The organism is Geobacillus thermoleovorans (assembly GCF_001610955.1).
Classification (GTDB): domain Bacteria; phylum Bacillota; class Bacilli; order Bacillales; family Anoxybacillaceae; genus Geobacillus; species Geobacillus thermoleovorans.
The window spans coordinates 301,051-317,384 of sequence record NZ_CP014335.1; the positions used below are offsets into that span (position 1 = coordinate 301,051).

Genomic DNA, 16,334 nt, shown 5'->3' on the forward strand with positions numbered 1-16,334 from the left:
TGAGATGATAAGTGTAAATTAGCACATTATTTCAGAATCCCTTTTTCAAATTATTTCGGACGGATTCGGAAATAATGTGCAAAATCTTTGCGAATTATTCCAGGTTTTGCAGATTATTTCCGAACATTTGCACATTATTTCGGATGATTAACTAGAATGAGGATGGATCGGGATGAAACATAACAGGGGCCGATCAGCCCCTGCTGTGTCAGTACCCCATTTCTTCGGCTGCCATACGCACAATGTCTTCGTCAATCATATGTTTTTTTAATTGAGCGCCGTATAACAGGCAAGTGGTGGCGAGGTTGTTGATGATCCGCGGCCACCCCTGCGACTGCAGGGCGATCGCTTCTAAGGCAGCTGGGGTAAAAATCGAGTGTTTCGCCCCCGCCTGTTTCAGGCGGTGTTCGATATATCCTACCACTTCTTCCTTATCAAGAGGCCCCATCTGGTATCGCATGATGATTCGTTGGTGAAGCGGACGGTGTTGATTCAAGCGTAGTTTTGCCTGTAAATGGGGCAGCCCCGCCAAAATCAAGACAAACGGATTTGTTGAGTCCATGTGAAAGTTGAACAGGATCGCGATATCCTGCAGAAAGGCATCCTTCGCTAAATGCATTTCATCGAGGATGAACACTGACGTTACCCGTTGTTCATGATACAAGCGCTCGATCCCTTGTTGGATTTGATAAAACAAGTCGACCTTGCGGTATTTCGGCTCTTCCCCGAGCCCGAAGGCAAGGCCGCGATAAAAGTCCATCACGCTTCCCGTTGACAATGGAAAATAAACGACGTGATACAGTGACGGATTCAGGGATTCCTTAAACGCCCGAAGGGCGAATGTCTTGCCGGCCCCTGGTTCACCGATCAATAGCCCGATCCCTCTTGTTCGTTTCACGTAGTCCAAAGCGGCGAGGGCCTCTTGATACGAGGCCCCTTGATAAGCCTCTGGTGGATTCGTCTCCTTCGAAAACGGCTCTCGGGAAAGGGAATAAAACGTTTTATACATCGTTTTCGCCTCCCTCTACCGGAACCGCCGCAAACGGTGACCGATGGCGTTTCACATAGGCATTGTCCTCGAAGCGAACAAGGACCGCTTCGGCGACCCGTTGACCGTCTTCGTACACATACACGCCTTGTTCATCATAACGGAGTTCGATCGATTGTCCGATGAACCGGGGCGGAACTTCATACAGCTGCTTGTTCAACGTGACCGTACCATCGGCCTTCACTTTACGGTATTCGCGTTTCAAAAAGATCGAGTCGAGCCAATCCGAATCGTCGACGAACGACACCAAATGGACTTGCGATTGAAACACTTCATGTGGCGTCTTCCCGTTCAACGAGGCATGCGGTTTTCGATGGTAATCTTCCTCCAACCACTTCCAAAATCGCTCGTTTAGCTCTTCGAGCGACTTCGGTGAATTCATTTCGAGCAACGGGTAAAACCGCGTCTGTACGGTGCGGAAAAATCGTTCGATTTTCCCTTTGCTTTGCGGATCGTACGGCTGGGTATGGATCAAGGTGATCCCTAACTCCGCGCAGGCGTACTGCAAGGGTTCCGCCCGATAAATCTTGCCGTTATCCGAGTAAATTCGCTTCGGCTTTCCGTATCGAAGCAGCGCTTCCTTGGTTACGATCCGCAACCCGTCAAATTTCTCGGAAGAGAAAAACTGAGCGTACGGCACGACCCGCGAGCAGTCATCGATATAGGCAATCAAAAACGTTTTTTGCGTTTTGCCATTCACGCGAATCAACGGGCCATGGGACAAATCACCTTGCCAGAGCTCATTGACCTGATCGTACGCGAATCGTTTTCGTTCAGGAATCGGTAAAATTTCTTTCCCCACGAGGTTGTATTTTTTTAAAAGTCGGTATATAGTGAAATAAGAGATGGATTGGATTTCCCCCTGCTCGATAAGGTGTTGGTAAAACACCGTCACGGGCATGTGGGGGTGTTTTTTTCTCAGGGCTAAAATGTGATCCTCTTCTTCAGGTGACAGCCTCCGGGAATGGCCACGGTCCGACCGTCGTTTCGGCTTCAGCGCCTCAAAGCCCCCTTTTTTGTACTGCGTGCACCAGTCGAGGATCGTTTTGGCGGCGATGCGTTTCTCTCCATGGTGGGGAACTTGATGGATCCGTTCCGCTACTTCCTTCAAGTACGTTTTTGGATCGACTTGTCCATTCACCAATGGAGCGATCAATCCATACCGAAATAAAGCGATCTCCTGTCTCATCGACTCATTCATTTCGATCTCCTCCTTCGTTCATCCCATTCTAGGACCTTATCGGTCCATCCTGTCTCTATCCTATCGGATCATTCCCCCGACCGTCGAGAGGAAAGGTTTGTGGAATCTATAAATGATTCCATATAAGGGTATAAGGGGATATAAGTAAAATCAGGAACTGAATGTACGTGCAAAAAGATGCGTCGATCGGTGCTCCCATATCTCTTGGATGACGAAAAAGAGGCCGATCTCCTCCATCGTCTGGATCCACCATAGGGCTCGTTCTCTCGCTTGGGCGATGGCAGGACCAATTTTTCTCCAGCGCTCCGCAAAAAACCAATGAAGGTGGTTCAAATTTCGGAATAAACGTCGGACATAAAATAAAACCCCTTCATCCGTAGGAAGGAGTGGAGCCTCCTCCATCCCCCGTTTCGGAGTCAGGCCCAACCGTTCTTTCACCACTCTCCATATGGTGGGCAACGTATACTGAAAATAAGGGAGAAGAAATGAAGGCAACACGGCCACCGTCCTCCTGCACTCCGGGCAGCGATACCGAGCGATCCAAATGCGATAAGACTGATGCGACGTCACGGCATTTCGTTCGTAGTACCCATGGCGATAAAGAGGGCGTTTTGCCTGGCAATGAGGGCACCGCTTAAGAAGGGGAAAGTCGTTTTGTTTTCCCCGCTGGGCATATGTCTGGACATCGACCTGAAAGTCATGAAACCGAATCACGTCCTCGTCCCCCCTCTGGAAATCACCCATGTCCCATTCCGAAATAATTCACAAAAAATTTAGCACATTCTTTCGGAAAGGGGGAGAGGGATATTCCGAAGGAATGTGCAAAAAAGAGTCTTTTTTGTGCGGAAATAAAGTGATAATTTACACTTAAATTGCTGGCTGTGCTTGATTTGCCCAAATACCGGCTTGTTTTCGAGTCTTTGCCTTTTGAGCATGTCGCTTGAAACGGACATCCAGCACATGCTGTGCACCGATACGTCTGCTTGAAGGTGACGTAACCCTGTCGGTCATTTCCTTCCGTTCATATACAAAGACCAACTGTTCCCTCTTGGCTCAAATCCACTCATCCAGCCCCTTATCATACGTCATGTTCTTGACTCGGCCGATCTATTTCGCCCACGCCTTCGTCTGTTCCCAGTCCAATGTGTTGTACTTGATCAAAGCAACGATATTCTGTTTCTCGCAGTACGTGTAGTTCTCCTCACCCCCACAGGCGGAATCCTCAATGGCTCGTTTGGGCATGGGACACTCATAAGCCGTCAATAGCTCAAAATGCGGAATGAGACACCCGGCATCCCCGGGGTGTTTCTGGAAACTAAATCCAACGGCAAACTGGTTTTCTGTTCCCATTTGTACATTGTATCCCCACTTTAACTGGCCATTTTTCATATGGTCATCTTTCATTCGAATGAATGTCGTATCCGGATCGGTTTTCGAAAAACTGTTTCATTTGCCTAGCACGTCTTTGAATTCTTCATTTTTTTCTTGCGCGGAAGAATATCCTGTTCCAATCGACGTTTGATTTTCTTTAACGTACGATTCTTTGGCTCTTTCTTTAAGCATTCCTCTCCTTGTTCGATTACGGATTCGGTCACCTCGGACGTAATCGCCGAAACCTCCAGTTTTTCTTGGAAATCTCCTTCCTGTTCCGCTACTTCATCTTCTTTCGCCACCTGTTTAATCGAGGAGATGATTTGCCAGAATTTCTCGTCCAACTTCTGGTAGAAGATTTCGGTGGATTTGCCTCAAACGAAAGGAGTATTGATTGGTATTGGCTTCGATTTTTTTTTTTCCGTCTAAAAAGTAATCCTCCAGCTTTGACAAGCCCTTCTTGGTGCAGCAGATCGACAATGGACAAAACGTTTCGTAAATGACGTCCTTCATCCGTTCTGACCGAAATCGGTTAATCGTGCGGAAATCCGGGGTTTGATGGCCAGATAGCCACATAAAGTAAATGTTTTCTCTCAACTGCTTGTCGATTTGGCGAGAGGAATCAATCCAGTTGACATGTGCATACAGGATAACCTTCAATATCATTTTCGGATAATAGGCAGGGTGTTTTCCACCAAGATATAGGGAAACGAGCAGAGCTGGATCCATTTTTTTACGGCTAGATACACAATCTGGCAAAGATGATGTTCTGGAATGGACATTATCAAGATTCATTGGCAAAATGAGTTGATTTCGGTTATAATGAATGTACATTAGAAAACCGTCCTTTCTTGGTAGGGTTGTGGTGACCTTATGATACCAAAAAAGGAACGGTTTTCTTCTTTTTTGCCAAAAAAATTCCCCAAAAGTGAACAATATACGAACGCTTTTGAGACATCCTTGTTTTTATATAGTTGAAAAAATTTCCGAAAACTAAAAGCTAAATTATAACTCTTTACGTCTAATAATTGATAAAGCAATTATTGGAGGTGTTTTCAATTATAAGATTGATTAAAAGAGCCCAGAAAGGCGATAGAGAAGCATTTTTGAAAATATTTCAGCCGTATGAAGGAGAAATTTATAGAATTGCATTTATTTATCTAAAAAACAAAGATGATGCACTGGATGTAGTTCAAGAAACTGCATATCGAGCATTCAAATCGATAATCAGTCTTAGAGAACCAAAATACTTTAAAACTTGGTTAATTAGCATTGCAATAAGATGTGCTTTAGATATTATTCGCTCTCAAAAGAAAATTACGTTAATCGAAAATTACGATGTAGTCGAATCTCAGGTAAGTAAACAAGATATAGATGACAATATTCCAAATTCTGTTACAATAAAGGATTTGATTGAAAAATTATCATTAGATGAGAAGAATGTCATTATCTTAAGATTCTATAATAGTTGCACTATTCAAGAAGTTGCGGACATACTTAATATTCCTTTAGGAACAGCAAAAACAATTTTATATAGAGCGTTAAAAAAACTTCAAAAAGAATGGAAAGGAGATGATGTATGTGAGCAATAAAATTACACAGGAAATAAATAAGATTGAAGTCCCGAAGGAAGTTCACACTAGAAGTAAGTTGGGAATACAAAAAGCTAAATTAGAATTAAAAAAGCCAAAACGTAAATGGGTACTTGTTTTAGCGCCAGTGATGATTGCGTTTATATCAATTATATATTTTGTTCCTAATTATTTTACAAATACTCCACCAAAAAATCCTATAATTAAGTCTATAGATTTAAATTATGCTATTGATATTAGCAATCCTAGAGAGGTTGTAGGTTTTTCAGATAATGTTTTTGTAGGTAAAGTTGTAAAGCAAGTTGGAACAAGAAATAGGGATTATCCAGAAACACAATTCGAAGTTGAGGTTCTTTATAATATTAAGGGTGAAGTAAACGGTACAATAAAAGTGAACCAAGTAGGTGGGTATGAAGGAGATTATTTGTTTTTAATGGAGGGTGATAAACTAATTGAGGAAGGACAAACTTACTTGTTCGCGACTAGATATTTAGCGGAAGAAAAGTGGCACACACTAATCCCTGTTGGTGGAGATATTCCAATTAATAGCGATGTGGAGAAGAAGGAGTTGATTGAAAAATATACAAAGGCTTATAAAGAAGAAATCCCATTTAAAGTTGATTAAAACCATTTCTTAAAAAGGTACTGCCACTAAGATTTTCCCTACGCTAAGGGAAAAATCGTCTGTTTAATTCTATATAGCGCTTCAACAATCACTTAGCCTTTTTGACAATTGTTTTTAAAACCAAATACACTTAATCACGAGTGTTGATTATCCAAAATTAGACATACGTCTTCCATAAATTTGGGCATACTCAAACAAAGCAGCGGCCATCCCGGATTTCCAATCGAGAGGAAGCTGCCCAGAGAAAAAACGGCGAACAAACGAAATGAAGGAAAGAGAGACGTTCGTCCGTTTTTTGGTTTGATCATACAGCCATCGCAGCAACACATACGCAATGAACGCCCCAAACAGCTGATTGTATACCGCATTTTCCGTCGTGCCAAACAAGGTTGGGACATTCAGATATTGCTTTACCCAGCGGAAAAAGACTTCAACGGTCCAACGTTGTTGGTACATGTCGGCAATGGTTTCCGCAGACGCATGGAAGAGATTCGTCACGACCCGAATGTCGCGGCCATTTGCATCTCGAAAGATCACTACCCGGTGACGCTTGGTCGATCGGCATTGTTTCGTCCCCAACTGGCACGTGAAGTCGGCTTGAACCGATGAAGATGTGCTGGAAAGGCGTTTCAAGCTTTTTTTCTGATGAAGTTCGATGTTGTCCTTCATTCGAATGACAAAGAGCTGATGCTGCTCCACAAATCGATCGAGGCGTTCGATTTTGAAATACGCCCGGTCTTCCACGAGCACTTGTTGAGCGTTCGTCAACTGTTCTCCCACCGGGCCATCATGACGCAGTCCGATGGTTTCCACCACGTCTGCCGGCAACGAGGATTCCGGCGAATACGCGACGTGCAGCTTCACTCCGGCGCGTTCGCCGTGATACGGCGCCCATGGCAGGCGGTTTTTCCCGACCGTGACGGTCGTCGAATCCACCACCCGAAGCGGTTTGGGAAACCGAAGCGAGCGGCGGGTTTGGCGGTTGCACTTGGAAATGATCAACGCCAACAAGCGTTTCATGATGTCATAGGGAACTTCTTTCGCTTTCTTGGATACAGTTGAATAATGGAATCGCGGCAATCCATACAGAGGCCCCACATCGGCTCCGTGGCGAAAGCTTTTCCATTGATGCATGGCGGCCAGCAGGAAGAAGTGAATCAACTCGCGCAACGTAAAGGTTCGAGACGAATCACGATACCCAACCGCTTCGGCAATCAGTTGAATCTCTTCATCCGAAACAAGTTTTTGCATCAAATTCGGGAGTGTGGTATGCTTGTTCATAGAGAGCACCTCCTGGGTTTGTTTGTGTCGCTACTCACATTCTACAGGAAAGGTGCTCTTTTTTCTATACCCTTTGGATTTTATTGGATAATCAACACGCCTGATTTCCCATCTTTTTCAAATACGTCAACCCGAACGATGTTGCTGTTGTAGGCGACGGTTTTGCCGTCATTGAGCGGGATGACCTGGTTTTTTGTGTCGATGATTTTTACGGTCCGAATGACAGGCCCGGGTTCGCCGTTCTTTTTCGGCTTGTACAAAGGCTCTTGGAATGCCTTTTTCGGGTCATTGTTATGTTCAAGCAGACGCTGGCGGATCGCTTCGTATGTCCTTGGGTCACTTTCTTTGCCGTACATAGGAAAATGTCCACTTGCATCCAGCTTGATTTCGGACAGTTTCGTTTTGACAACAGTTTGGATTTTCCCGCTCCGTTCATCGATGCCAATATAACGTCGCAATGTCTCTTGATGAGCCGCCCCTGTGACGCTCCGCTTCGGCATGCGGGATACAAAAACCGGCTGCAACGATTCGAGTTTCTGATCATCATAATTTCCAAGATTGAGAGCTTTTATACTCTCTTTCGGATGTTTTGATAAACGCGCCCGCAGTTCATCGGCGAAGTGCGGCCAAGGTTGCGGAAACTGCGGTTCGGTCTTTTTGGCCAGTTCTTTGTTTTGCTCGCGCCGTTGGTAAAAGGCGGTGACTTTGGCGATATCGCTTGGCGTTGTGCAGGCGACGATGGCGGCATCTACTGCATGATGCAAATCGGATTCTTCACGGTTTTTGTTGAAATCCCAGCGGCTGCGCAAATGGGAGGTAACACGGCCGTTGACCGTATATACTTTTTGCTTGTCGTCACTTTCGGCGAACTTCAGATGTTCACGAATAAAGTTGGCGAAAAAGCGTGAAATATACCGAGTGTCATTTAAATTTCGGCTTTTAAATTCCATTTCTTCATTTTCATCGTAATGAAGCCGGAGCAGTCGATCCCGTTTCTTTTTGGAAAACTGCTTGTTTGTTAACACAAACGTTTCAAACTGCTGCCAGCGTTCAGTTCCGACACCTAAATACTCGGCAGGAATGCGGTTGCCTTTTTCGCGGTTTTCTTTTGTCAATACCAACACTTTATTTGTATAACTGTCGTCCAAACTGCGGCTGTACGGGATTACGTGATCCACTTCTACATAACCCGGTTCAAGCAGCCGCTCGATTTCGATCGGTTGAAGCGAGTAGGCGCATCTCCCGTTTTGTTCGCTCCACAGTTTGAATTTGACAATGTCAAGACCGGTTGGATTTAGCGTCAGCCCGTATTCCATGAGCTGGCGGATGGCGGTTTCGTTTCTCTTCCGGTTTTCATCTTGTTCTCTTTTTGTTTTGCGCCGTTCGTCAAACGTTTGTGATAAATCGCGAGCTAGCTCGATATGAATGGATACCGGCGAACCATACTTTTTGATAATGGCATTCACCACTTTTCGCGCCTGTGTCAATGCGCGCATGACAACCGGATTGACGATCGGCGGAATAGTCGGAAGCAGCACCGTTTTTTGTTTTTTCTTTGGCCCTGTAAATGTATATCCAGCCTTCTCGCAAGCAGAAGAGTAGACCTCACCTTGTTCCATATACGGGAGAATGTTGCGGAGCGCCTTTAGCGACAAATGGCCGAATTTTGTAAATGACAAGTTCAACAGTTCTTCAATCAGTTCGTTGTCATATACCTTGTTCGCCAAATTTGCTATCCGTTTCCCGTTTTGTTCATATTTGTTTCGCAAGTAGCTGCGAATATCGGCATCATCTTTAAACAACGTCAAGGCATAACCGAATGTATCGAAATCGATGGGAAGAAACGAACTTGATTTTCCTTTTCCATACACTTTATCGATGGCTTTCCGAATTTGATGATAGGCGTCGAGTTCGAGGAATCGGATGTTTTCGTTTTGCTTTAGCGATTCGCCCCAATCGTACACAATGCCTTTAAAGTAGGTATCATCAGGCAAATGGAGCAATGTCCGTATATCATGATAGGTAATTTTGTTTTTTTGGAACGCCTGTTCATACAAAAGGCGGCGCTCCTTATCAGTGAGCCCCCGTGTGCCTGATGGGGAGACGAGCCGCAATTTATTGATGTGCTCCCAAGCGATGAATGACTGGAATGTGTATGTTGCTTTTGGCGCCCGTTTTTCTTTTGGTTCAAATGTACAAAAGCCCACCTTTTTCTCGATATCATCTTTGGAAGCGACAGGACGTTGCGAAGCCCAAATGGCGATATATTCATTTTCAAACTCTTCTGTACAACTCATGTTTCCAAACTCACGCTGTTTGGAGAAAATGAGTCGGATCTCATGTTCTAAGTCATCGCGGGCGATCGTGTTTGTGTAATTTTCGCCTTTATTGCGTTTATGGAGCGTAAACTTTGGATCTTTCACAATCATTTCGCCGACGGTCCGATAGCCTGAGAGAATGGCCCGGTTTTCTTCGATATGTTTGAGCATCGTGCTGTTTTCTTTGTTGCTGCGCTCGCTTTGGCGGTTGGATTTGAAGCCGCGCCGCTTGGCTAGATGAAGGAGGACACGGACTAATTCATCGTTATTTAGTTTTCGATCCAATGCTTCAACGCGCAGTTGCCAGACGTCGATTTCGTGTTTCTCCTCGAATAGCTTGTCCAGTTCTTCTTTCGTTAAGACTCCTTCACGGATGAGCAGACGGCGAATGCGTTCAAGCCGATGCTTGCGGCGGCGCAGCCGACGCCGGGCCGAGCGGGCGAGGCGTCGAGGGAGAGCTAGTGATTCTCCCGTTTGCGGGTTTTCCGCTCTGTCAAAGATGCGGACGCCTAAATCTTCGATGCGAGGAATATCCAGATTAATGACTGCCCAACCCACAGAGGTAATGCCGATATCAAGGCCAATTTTGTATCTCATGTCAATCCCCTCCCGATAGCTATGTAGTAAAAAAGACCTTAGCGTTTTCCGCCAAGGTCTGAGTTTGCGCAAGGATGGGGAATGCCCGCTAAAAGCGGGCGACAGGCGATCCCCAACGCCGCGGGTCAGTCTGCCTTAGGCAGAAAGCCCTTATCATAGTAACCCTGAGATCATTGCTGTGGTATGATCCTATTACTATAATAATGGGGAATTTTAGAAAACGCAAGCATTTTTTCAAAAGTTAGATCATTTTGAGTGGAGGGAAACCCACTCGTATGGGTCTGCCCTAGCGCTGCATCCACCAAATAATTCGGTTGCCACCGTCTTGCTAAGCAAAATGGGGTATACTGAAAGTGAGAAAGTCGAGTTGAAAAAAGAGTTTTTGCGCATGTTGGTGCGATTGGAGCTGGATGAAGCGAGGCAGCGGCTGCTCTTGGGTTTTTTTGAAACGTATGTGAAGTTGTCGGAGGAGGAAGAGCAACAACTCCAAAGAGAGGTGAGGGCGATGGAAACGAAAGAAAAAGAGAACGTGTTGGAGCTGATCATTTCCTATGAGCAAAAGGGAAGGAAACAAGGGTTGGAAGAAGGCATCAAACAAGGAATGAAACAGGGAATGAAACAAGGAATGAAACAGCTGATTCGTAACATGGCACGCAAAGGAATGACGGTGGAAGACATTGCTCGGTTGGTGGATCTTTCAGAGGAAGATGTTCGGGGATTGCTTAGAGAGTAGGGAAATCAAACACAAGAGGTGGCCATCTAACGAGGGTATTTCGATGTGATGATTGTGGAATTGAACTTGACAGAGATCGAAACGACAGTATCAATCTTTCGAGATATCCTGCATAGCGACTGGTACCGTGAGTTGCACGGGAAGTGAAGCCTTCGGAGCGTCAATCAAACGAGAGCAGTTTCGGCGAAATCGGACAAGGATCAAGCAGGGAATGAAGCATGGGATTGAACAAGGACGCCAAAAAGGATCGAGGAAGGGAAACCCGACATCGCGAAGGAAATGTTGATGAAAGGGTAGGATATCGACACGATCCACGAACTGACCGGGCTGCCGGCGGAAAAGATCGAACAGCCGAAGAAGTCAACCCGCCTTTGCATTGTCGTCGACCTCCAATCATGCAAAAAACCCGGGGGATCGACGACAATGGTTTTTGACGCTCCAAGCCTACAGCCATCACGATTGAAAGTCATTGACAGAATTTTTGAAACGTGCTATGCTGAAAATAACTCCAAATCGAAAAGCTTGATGGAACAAGCCTTTTTGGGGTTTTTATCGTACCTATGAGGGATTGAAACAGAACACGTCGCAGTCGGCAAGCTCCGCGCAAAGCGCGTTTTTATCGTACCTATGAGGGATTGAAACTTGCGCCGGAGGGGAAAATCTACGAACAAGCATACGTTTTTATCGTACCTATGAGGGATTGAAACAACTAACATCACTAAAATATTTTTTTGCCGTTCCCGTTTTTATCGTACCTATGAGGGATTGAAACCGCGATGTACGCGGAGCGAAAGCCGATGCCACGATCCGGTTTTTATCGTACCTATGAGGGATTGAAACCGGAGTCGGCCGCTTTCTCCATGCGTTTCCGCCCAGTTTTTGTCGCGCCTATAAGAGGCGAAACCCTCTTCAATGTCACGCCATCGTATGAACGTCTTCCGTTTGAAGAAACCGGATGGCTGCACTTCCCCGATCGACCGCTTCGTTTTGCTTCGGCTGCTCATTCTTGCGCCGCTTGCTTTGCAGGAAGCCGCTTTTTTGTTTCGCACATGGAGAACGTTTTGGCATCTGCTTTTTTTGTATGGCCCCATTGATCCACCAGGCATGGTTGTTCACCGCCTTTCTTTGCCGCTGCTGCATTTCCTCAGTCCGATGCGATATACTTGACATGGGAACAATCACGCTTCTTTCTCGTTCACCGTCGTGTCGGCGGACATGCTGCGTTGGCGTTGGACGGTTTGAAAGAAGGCGGAGAAAAGCGACGGGGGTGGGATGGATGCGCCGCAAACTTCGCGATCTTGGTTTTTCCATCGGCACGCTTCCGACAGGGGAGCGCAATCAAGTCACCGATGTGCCTGGGGTGCGGGTCGGTCATGTGACGATTCGGGAAGATATGAATGAGCGGACAGTGATCCGCACTGGGGTGACGGCGGTGTTGCCGCATGGGGGCAACTGGTTTTTGGAGAAGGTGCCCGCGGCTTGTTTTGTTTTGAACGGTTTTGGGAAAACGGTCGGGTTGGTGCAGGTCGAGGAACTTGGGTTGATCGAGTCGCCGATTATGCTGACCAATACGTTCAGTGTCGGCGCTGTCTGGCAAGGGACGCTTGAGTATATGCTTGCGATGACGCCGGAGATCGGAGATACGACCGGGTCGGCCAACATTGTCGTCGGGGAATGCAATGACAGCTATTTGAATACGGCGCGGGCGCTTTCGGTGACGAAGGAGCATGCGAAACAGGCGATTGCCGAGGCGCGCGTCGATATGGAAGAAGGGGCGATCGGCGCGGGGACGGGTATGATGTGCTTCGGCTGGAAAGGGGGCATTGGCAGCTCGTCGCGGATCGCGGGCGGGATGTATACGGTCGGAGCGCTTGTCGTGAGCAATTTCGGGCGGCGTGAAGAGCTGCGGTTTGTGCCGTATGTGCCGCCGTCGTTTGATGAACGGGATGTGCCGGCTGGTTCGATTATGATGATCGTCGCGACCGATGCGCCGCTTGATGCGCGGCAGTTGAAGCGGCTGGCGAAGCGGGCGGCGGTGGGGCTGGCGCGGACGGGAAGCCACGTTCATCATGGCAGCGGCGACATCGTCATCGCCTTTTCGACGGCATACACGGTTCCGCATTTTGTGGATTCAGCGCATCAGGCGCTGCCGCCGCTTGTCCGCGATGATGCGCCGCTCATGAACGAGTTGTTTCAGGCGGCTGTTGAGGCGACAGAGGAAGCGATTTGGAATTCATTGACGATGGCGGAGACGACGACCGGGCGAAATGGACGCGTCGGGGAAGCGATTCCGTATTCGTTGCTTCGATGGATCAAATGGACGGAGAAATGAAACGATGAGAGGAAACGGCCCGAAAGGAATGGTTCTTCGGGCCGTTTCGTTTTTTCTGCCGCGCCTCTTGCCGCTGTGGTTGTCAGTACCGACTATGGAGACGATGTGTCCAAGCGGCGATCTTCTCTTTCATTTCCTCGCGCCATGCACGGTCATGCGTCGCATACCCGACCAATGCGCCGGTGGCGATCAACAAGAGACCAGATAAGACGAAAATGGAGGAAATGGAAAAGAACCCTGCGATCGCGCCTGCGGCGGTCGGGCCAGTCAAGTTGCCGAGGAAGCGGCTGCTTGCCGTGACGCCGAACACCCGCCCTTGAATGCGGCGCGGGCTTTGCGCGTTGATGAGCGCTTGAATAGACGGCCATACGCCGCCAACAACAAGCCCTTGCAAGAAGCGCCACACGTACAGCTCATAAATGTTGTCCGTCCATACTTGCGGCAAGGCGAACAAGCCGGACAGCACAAGCAGTATCGGTAATGTTTTCTCCTGCCCGATCCGGTCGCCGAGTTTCCCTAAGTACGGTGCGCCGATGATCGTCGCGATGCCGGTGATCGACGAGGCGAGGCCGGATAGAAAGGCGAGATTGCTAGAATGGCCGATGAGCGATTGGACAAAAATCGTCATCATCGAGTTGACGCCAAGAACCGCGATTTGCACGAGAAACGTGGCGATAAATAAGACGATGAGCGGCCGGTGTCTGAATACTTCTTTGAAGCTGGCCTTGTTTTCTTTTGTCTGCGGCACGACGGGATCTTTTTCGAGCCAAAAAATGACCGGCAAGAGCGTCAGTAAAATGCAAAGCCCGGTCACGAGAAACACCGGGCGGAAGCCGAACAGGTCGGATAAGGCGCCGCCGATGAGCGGCCCGATGATGTTGCCGGCGATGCTTCCCGTCTGCAGCGTCCCGAGCGCCTCGCCGCTATGGTCTCTCGGCACAACGCGGGCCAAGTATGAAAACGAGACAGTGATAAATCCAGAGAAAAAGCCGACAAGAAATCGGAGAGCAAGCAGCGTCATCGGTGAGGCGGCGAACGCCATGCATCCGGTGATCAAGCCCATGCCGATCCCCGCGCGGATGAGGTTGGCGCGCTGGCCGTACTTATCGGCGAATACCCCCCAAATCGGCGCCATGACAGCGGCTGATAGGAACGTGACGGAAAACACAAGTCCTGTCCAGATGCTCAAGGCGTGGTGCTCAGTGACGCCCATTTGCCATAAAAAGAGCGACAAAAAGGGAATGACCATCGTCATCCCGGCAGAAACCATGAAATTGCACAGCCAAAGAACGCGGACGCTTCGCTTCCAGTTCATAGGAGGTCATCTCCTGTATTATTTCGTTTCTCTAATGATTTTACCACGATGGAAAAACAAAGGAAACGATTTTGCTTCCGAACGGGGGAAAGCGAGAGTCAGGCCGTGCGACGGTGGGGAGCGGTGCCATTTCCCTGAACAAACACCATCCCCCTTGCCTGCCCGGCAAGGGGGTCATCTATGTCAAAGGGGGAGGGGATTAGGCGTTATTGGCTTGGGCTTCCTTCCATTTCGCTAATTCACGTTCCACTTCTTCCTCAAACGGCACGGGGGACAACGCAGCATTCGTCCCGAACCGGGCGGCGGCCGCTTCGGCTTCTAAGGCGATGACGCGCTCTTCCATGCGGGCGAAGCCGCGCAGCGCCTCATCGGCAGAAAACGAAGCGAGCGCCGTGTCGATTTGTTTCAACGCTTGAGCGGCGTTCACCCGCGCCGCGAGCTCGAGCTGCTTGGCGGCGAGTTCGTCGTACCGTTCGCGTAGTTGGTTCAAGCGATTGGCGACCTCAACTGTTTTCGCTTTGATGGCTTCGTATTGTTGTTTGTACGCCTCCAGCTTTTTCTCGTACAACAGTTTATCACGCAGCGCCAGTTTGGCGACCGATTCTTCGTTGCGCTCGAGCGCCAGTTTCGCTTGGCGGCTTCGTTTCTCAATGGTCGCTTCGGCTTGGGCGATGAGCGTCTCATAGCGCCGCTCGGCGACCCATTGTTGGGTGAGCGCTTGGCGGCCTTGTTCGAGTTGTTGCTCAAGCTGGCGCAAATATTGTTTCGTCATGGCAACGGGGTCTTCCCAGCGGTCAATTTGTTCATTCGCCTCAGCGAGAATAATCGTTTTGATCCGGCGAAAAATGCCCATGTTGTTTGGCCTCCTTTTGTATTGTTTTTTCCCATTCATCCAACCAATCGACGGGAACGGACGGCAGTGCTGGCGCCCATACTTCGGCAATTGCCGTTTTTCGCGCTTGACGGCGCCCTAAGGTGTACACGGCGGCCAGCGCCAGCAAGATCAGCACCCATTTCGGCAAGATCGCAGCAACGCCTAAAGCGACAAGCGCCCAACCGATCCAGCGCTTCGACCGCGCCGCGGCGAGCCATATCGCCCCCGCGCCCACGAGCAAAAACGGAATGAGCCACCACATGAACAAACCTGCCATCATCCAGCCTTCGCGCGATCCCATGCCGAACTCTCGATGGTGATGTCCGAATCCATCGTGCACGCCGGCAAATGGAACGCCCGGACGGCCGTGCGCCATCACTTCATGCGGCGTCAGAACATGAAACGCGCTCCATCCAACGAGAGCAGCGAGCGCGATGAATAGGAACGTTTTTGCCTTTTTCACATCGTCACCTCCTTTTTTCGGCAGTGGACTGGCTTACGGTTTGTATTGTAGAGGGGGAAGGAGAAAATTAGGTGAAAAGCGAACATTTTTTTGAAGGATTTTTGAGTATATCATGAATAGGGGATCCGCCGCGAGATGGACGATGATTTTGACGGGCATCTGTTTTTTCTGACATTGTGGGGACGAAGGAGGGGAAGACGTGGTTCGGTCGTATGGGCTTGATGTTGGCGGCGCTTTGTTTGTGTTCTTGTTTTCCTTTTTGTTTCCGACGTTTGATGTCGGATATTATGCGTACGGCTCGTTTCTCGGATTCGCCATCGGCTCGTTGATCGTCGGCTTGGCGAGAATTCGATGGAATCCGCATGCGCGGTTGGGTGGCGCTCTAATCGGTTTGTTCCTCATCATCGCGATCTCTGTCATCATCATCCGCCTGTTTCCCATCGAAATCCGAGATGTCGGAGACTTGGTCATGCCCTATGTCAATGCCATCGTGAATGCGTGTTTTTGTTGCAACTTGTTCTAGGGGCTGTATAATTTCACCGTATGTTTCTAAAATCTTTCCCGATTTTTTATCGACTAGGCTA

The 16,334-nt window shown here is 48.3% G+C and carries 13 protein-coding genes, 3 pseudogenes and 1 CRISPR repeat array; of the genes and pseudogenes, 6 read left to right on the forward strand and 10 right to left on the reverse strand.

Annotated elements, in window-relative coordinates:
* Window positions 1–208: 208 nt before the first annotated feature.
* The 4 genes and pseudogenes from GT3570_RS01600 to GT3570_RS19385 form a co-directional block, all read right to left on the reverse strand.
* The gene (locus GT3570_RS01600; RefSeq protein ID WP_062898338.1) at window positions 209–1,009 is read right to left on the reverse strand and encodes an ExeA family protein; all 801 of its coding nucleotides are present in this window, start codon (window positions 1,007–1,009) and stop codon (window positions 209–211) included.
* Window positions 1,002–2,249, reverse strand: a complete 1,248-nt coding sequence (locus GT3570_RS01605) for an IS481 family transposase (RefSeq protein ID WP_015374208.1) — start codon at window positions 2,247–2,249, stop codon at window positions 1,002–1,004. The genes GT3570_RS01600 and GT3570_RS01605 overlap by 8 nt, the downstream gene beginning before the upstream one ends.
* Window positions 2,250–2,399: 150 nt before the next feature.
* Window positions 2,400–2,963 carry a DUF6431 domain-containing protein gene (locus tag GT3570_RS18910; protein ID WP_011229674.1) on the reverse strand — a complete coding sequence of 188 codons (564 nt, stop codon included), beginning with the start codon at window positions 2,961–2,963 and terminating at the stop codon, window positions 2,400–2,402.
* Between the two features lie 193 nt (window positions 2,964–3,156).
* Window positions 3,157–4,454 (reverse strand): annotated as a pseudogene (locus GT3570_RS19385) (transposase); the annotation flags it as partial.
* A 233-nt stretch (window positions 4,455–4,687) separates the two neighbouring features.
* On the opposite strand from GT3570_RS19385, the gene GT3570_RS01620 reads away from it, so the two are divergent.
* A complete protein-coding gene (locus tag GT3570_RS01620; protein ID WP_241739094.1) occupies window positions 4,688–5,212 on the forward strand; it encodes a sigma-70 family RNA polymerase sigma factor in 525 nt (174 codons plus the stop codon).
* Window positions 5,202–5,837 carry a hypothetical protein gene (locus GT3570_RS01625; protein WP_062898339.1) on the forward strand — a complete coding sequence of 212 codons (636 nt, stop codon included), beginning with the start codon at window positions 5,202–5,204 and terminating at the stop codon, window positions 5,835–5,837. The genes GT3570_RS01620 and GT3570_RS01625 overlap by 11 nt, the downstream gene beginning before the upstream one ends.
* 147 nt (window positions 5,838–5,984) lie before the next feature.
* On the opposite strand, the gene GT3570_RS01630 is transcribed toward GT3570_RS01625, so the two are convergent.
* Window positions 5,985–7,118, reverse strand: coding sequence for an IS4 family transposase (locus GT3570_RS01630; protein WP_062898340.1), 1,134 nt, complete (start codon window positions 7,116–7,118; stop codon window positions 5,985–5,987).
* Window positions 7,119–7,198: 80 nt separating this feature from the next.
* Entirely contained in the window at window positions 7,199–10,033 is a 2,835-nt protein-coding gene (gene cas9 / locus GT3570_RS01635) for a type II CRISPR RNA-guided endonuclease Cas9 (protein WP_318258068.1), read from the reverse strand.
* A 316-nt stretch (window positions 10,034–10,349) separates the two neighbouring features.
* On the opposite strand from cas9, the pseudogene GT3570_RS01640 reads away from it, so the two are divergent.
* Window positions 10,350–10,766, forward strand: a pseudogene (locus tag GT3570_RS01640) (DUF4351 domain-containing protein); the annotation flags it as partial.
* Window positions 10,767–10,798: 32 nt separating this feature from the next.
* Window positions 10,799–10,882 (forward strand): annotated as a pseudogene (locus GT3570_RS18380) (hypothetical protein); the annotation flags it as partial.
* A gap of 429 nt (window positions 10,883–11,311) precedes the next feature.
* Window positions 11,312–11,606: a CRISPR direct-repeat array (repeat unit 30 nt; unit sequence GTTTTTATCGTACCTATGAGGGATTGAAAC).
* 75 nt (window positions 11,607–11,681) lie between these two features.
* Here the strand turns inward: GT3570_RS18380 and GT3570_RS01645 are convergent.
* Window positions 11,682–11,948, reverse strand: a complete 267-nt coding sequence (locus GT3570_RS01645) for a hypothetical protein (protein WP_223812571.1) — start codon at window positions 11,946–11,948, stop codon at window positions 11,682–11,684.
* Between the two features lie 94 nt (window positions 11,949–12,042).
* Here GT3570_RS01645 and GT3570_RS01650 point away from each other — a divergent pair, with 94 nt between their 5' ends.
* On the forward strand, window positions 12,043–13,098 hold the full coding sequence (locus tag GT3570_RS01650) for a DmpA family aminopeptidase (RefSeq protein WP_062898341.1): 1,056 nt from the start codon (window positions 12,043–12,045) through the stop codon (window positions 13,096–13,098).
* 82 nt (window positions 13,099–13,180) lie between these two features.
* On the opposite strand, the gene GT3570_RS01655 is transcribed toward GT3570_RS01650, so the two are convergent.
* The 3 genes from GT3570_RS01655 to GT3570_RS01665 form a co-directional block, all read right to left on the reverse strand.
* Window positions 13,181–14,413 carry an MFS transporter gene (locus GT3570_RS01655; RefSeq protein ID WP_011229829.1) on the reverse strand — a complete coding sequence of 411 codons (1,233 nt, stop codon included), beginning with the start codon at window positions 14,411–14,413 and terminating at the stop codon, window positions 13,181–13,183.
* Between the two features lie 199 nt (window positions 14,414–14,612).
* Window positions 14,613–15,266, reverse strand: a complete 654-nt coding sequence (locus tag GT3570_RS01660) for a PspA/IM30 family protein (RefSeq protein ID WP_023633344.1) — start codon at window positions 15,264–15,266, stop codon at window positions 14,613–14,615.
* Window positions 15,226–15,750 carry a hypothetical protein gene (locus tag GT3570_RS01665; RefSeq protein WP_023633343.1) on the reverse strand — a complete coding sequence of 175 codons (525 nt, stop codon included), beginning with the start codon at window positions 15,748–15,750 and terminating at the stop codon, window positions 15,226–15,228. The genes GT3570_RS01660 and GT3570_RS01665 overlap by 41 nt, the downstream gene beginning before the upstream one ends.
* 199 nt (window positions 15,751–15,949) lie before the next feature.
* On the opposite strand from GT3570_RS01665, the gene GT3570_RS01670 reads away from it, so the two are divergent.
* Window positions 15,950–16,273 (forward strand): hypothetical protein, encoded by a 324-nt coding sequence (locus GT3570_RS01670; protein WP_011229832.1) that lies wholly within the window; start codon window positions 15,950–15,952, stop codon window positions 16,271–16,273.
* Window positions 16,274–16,334 lie beyond the last annotated feature (61 nt).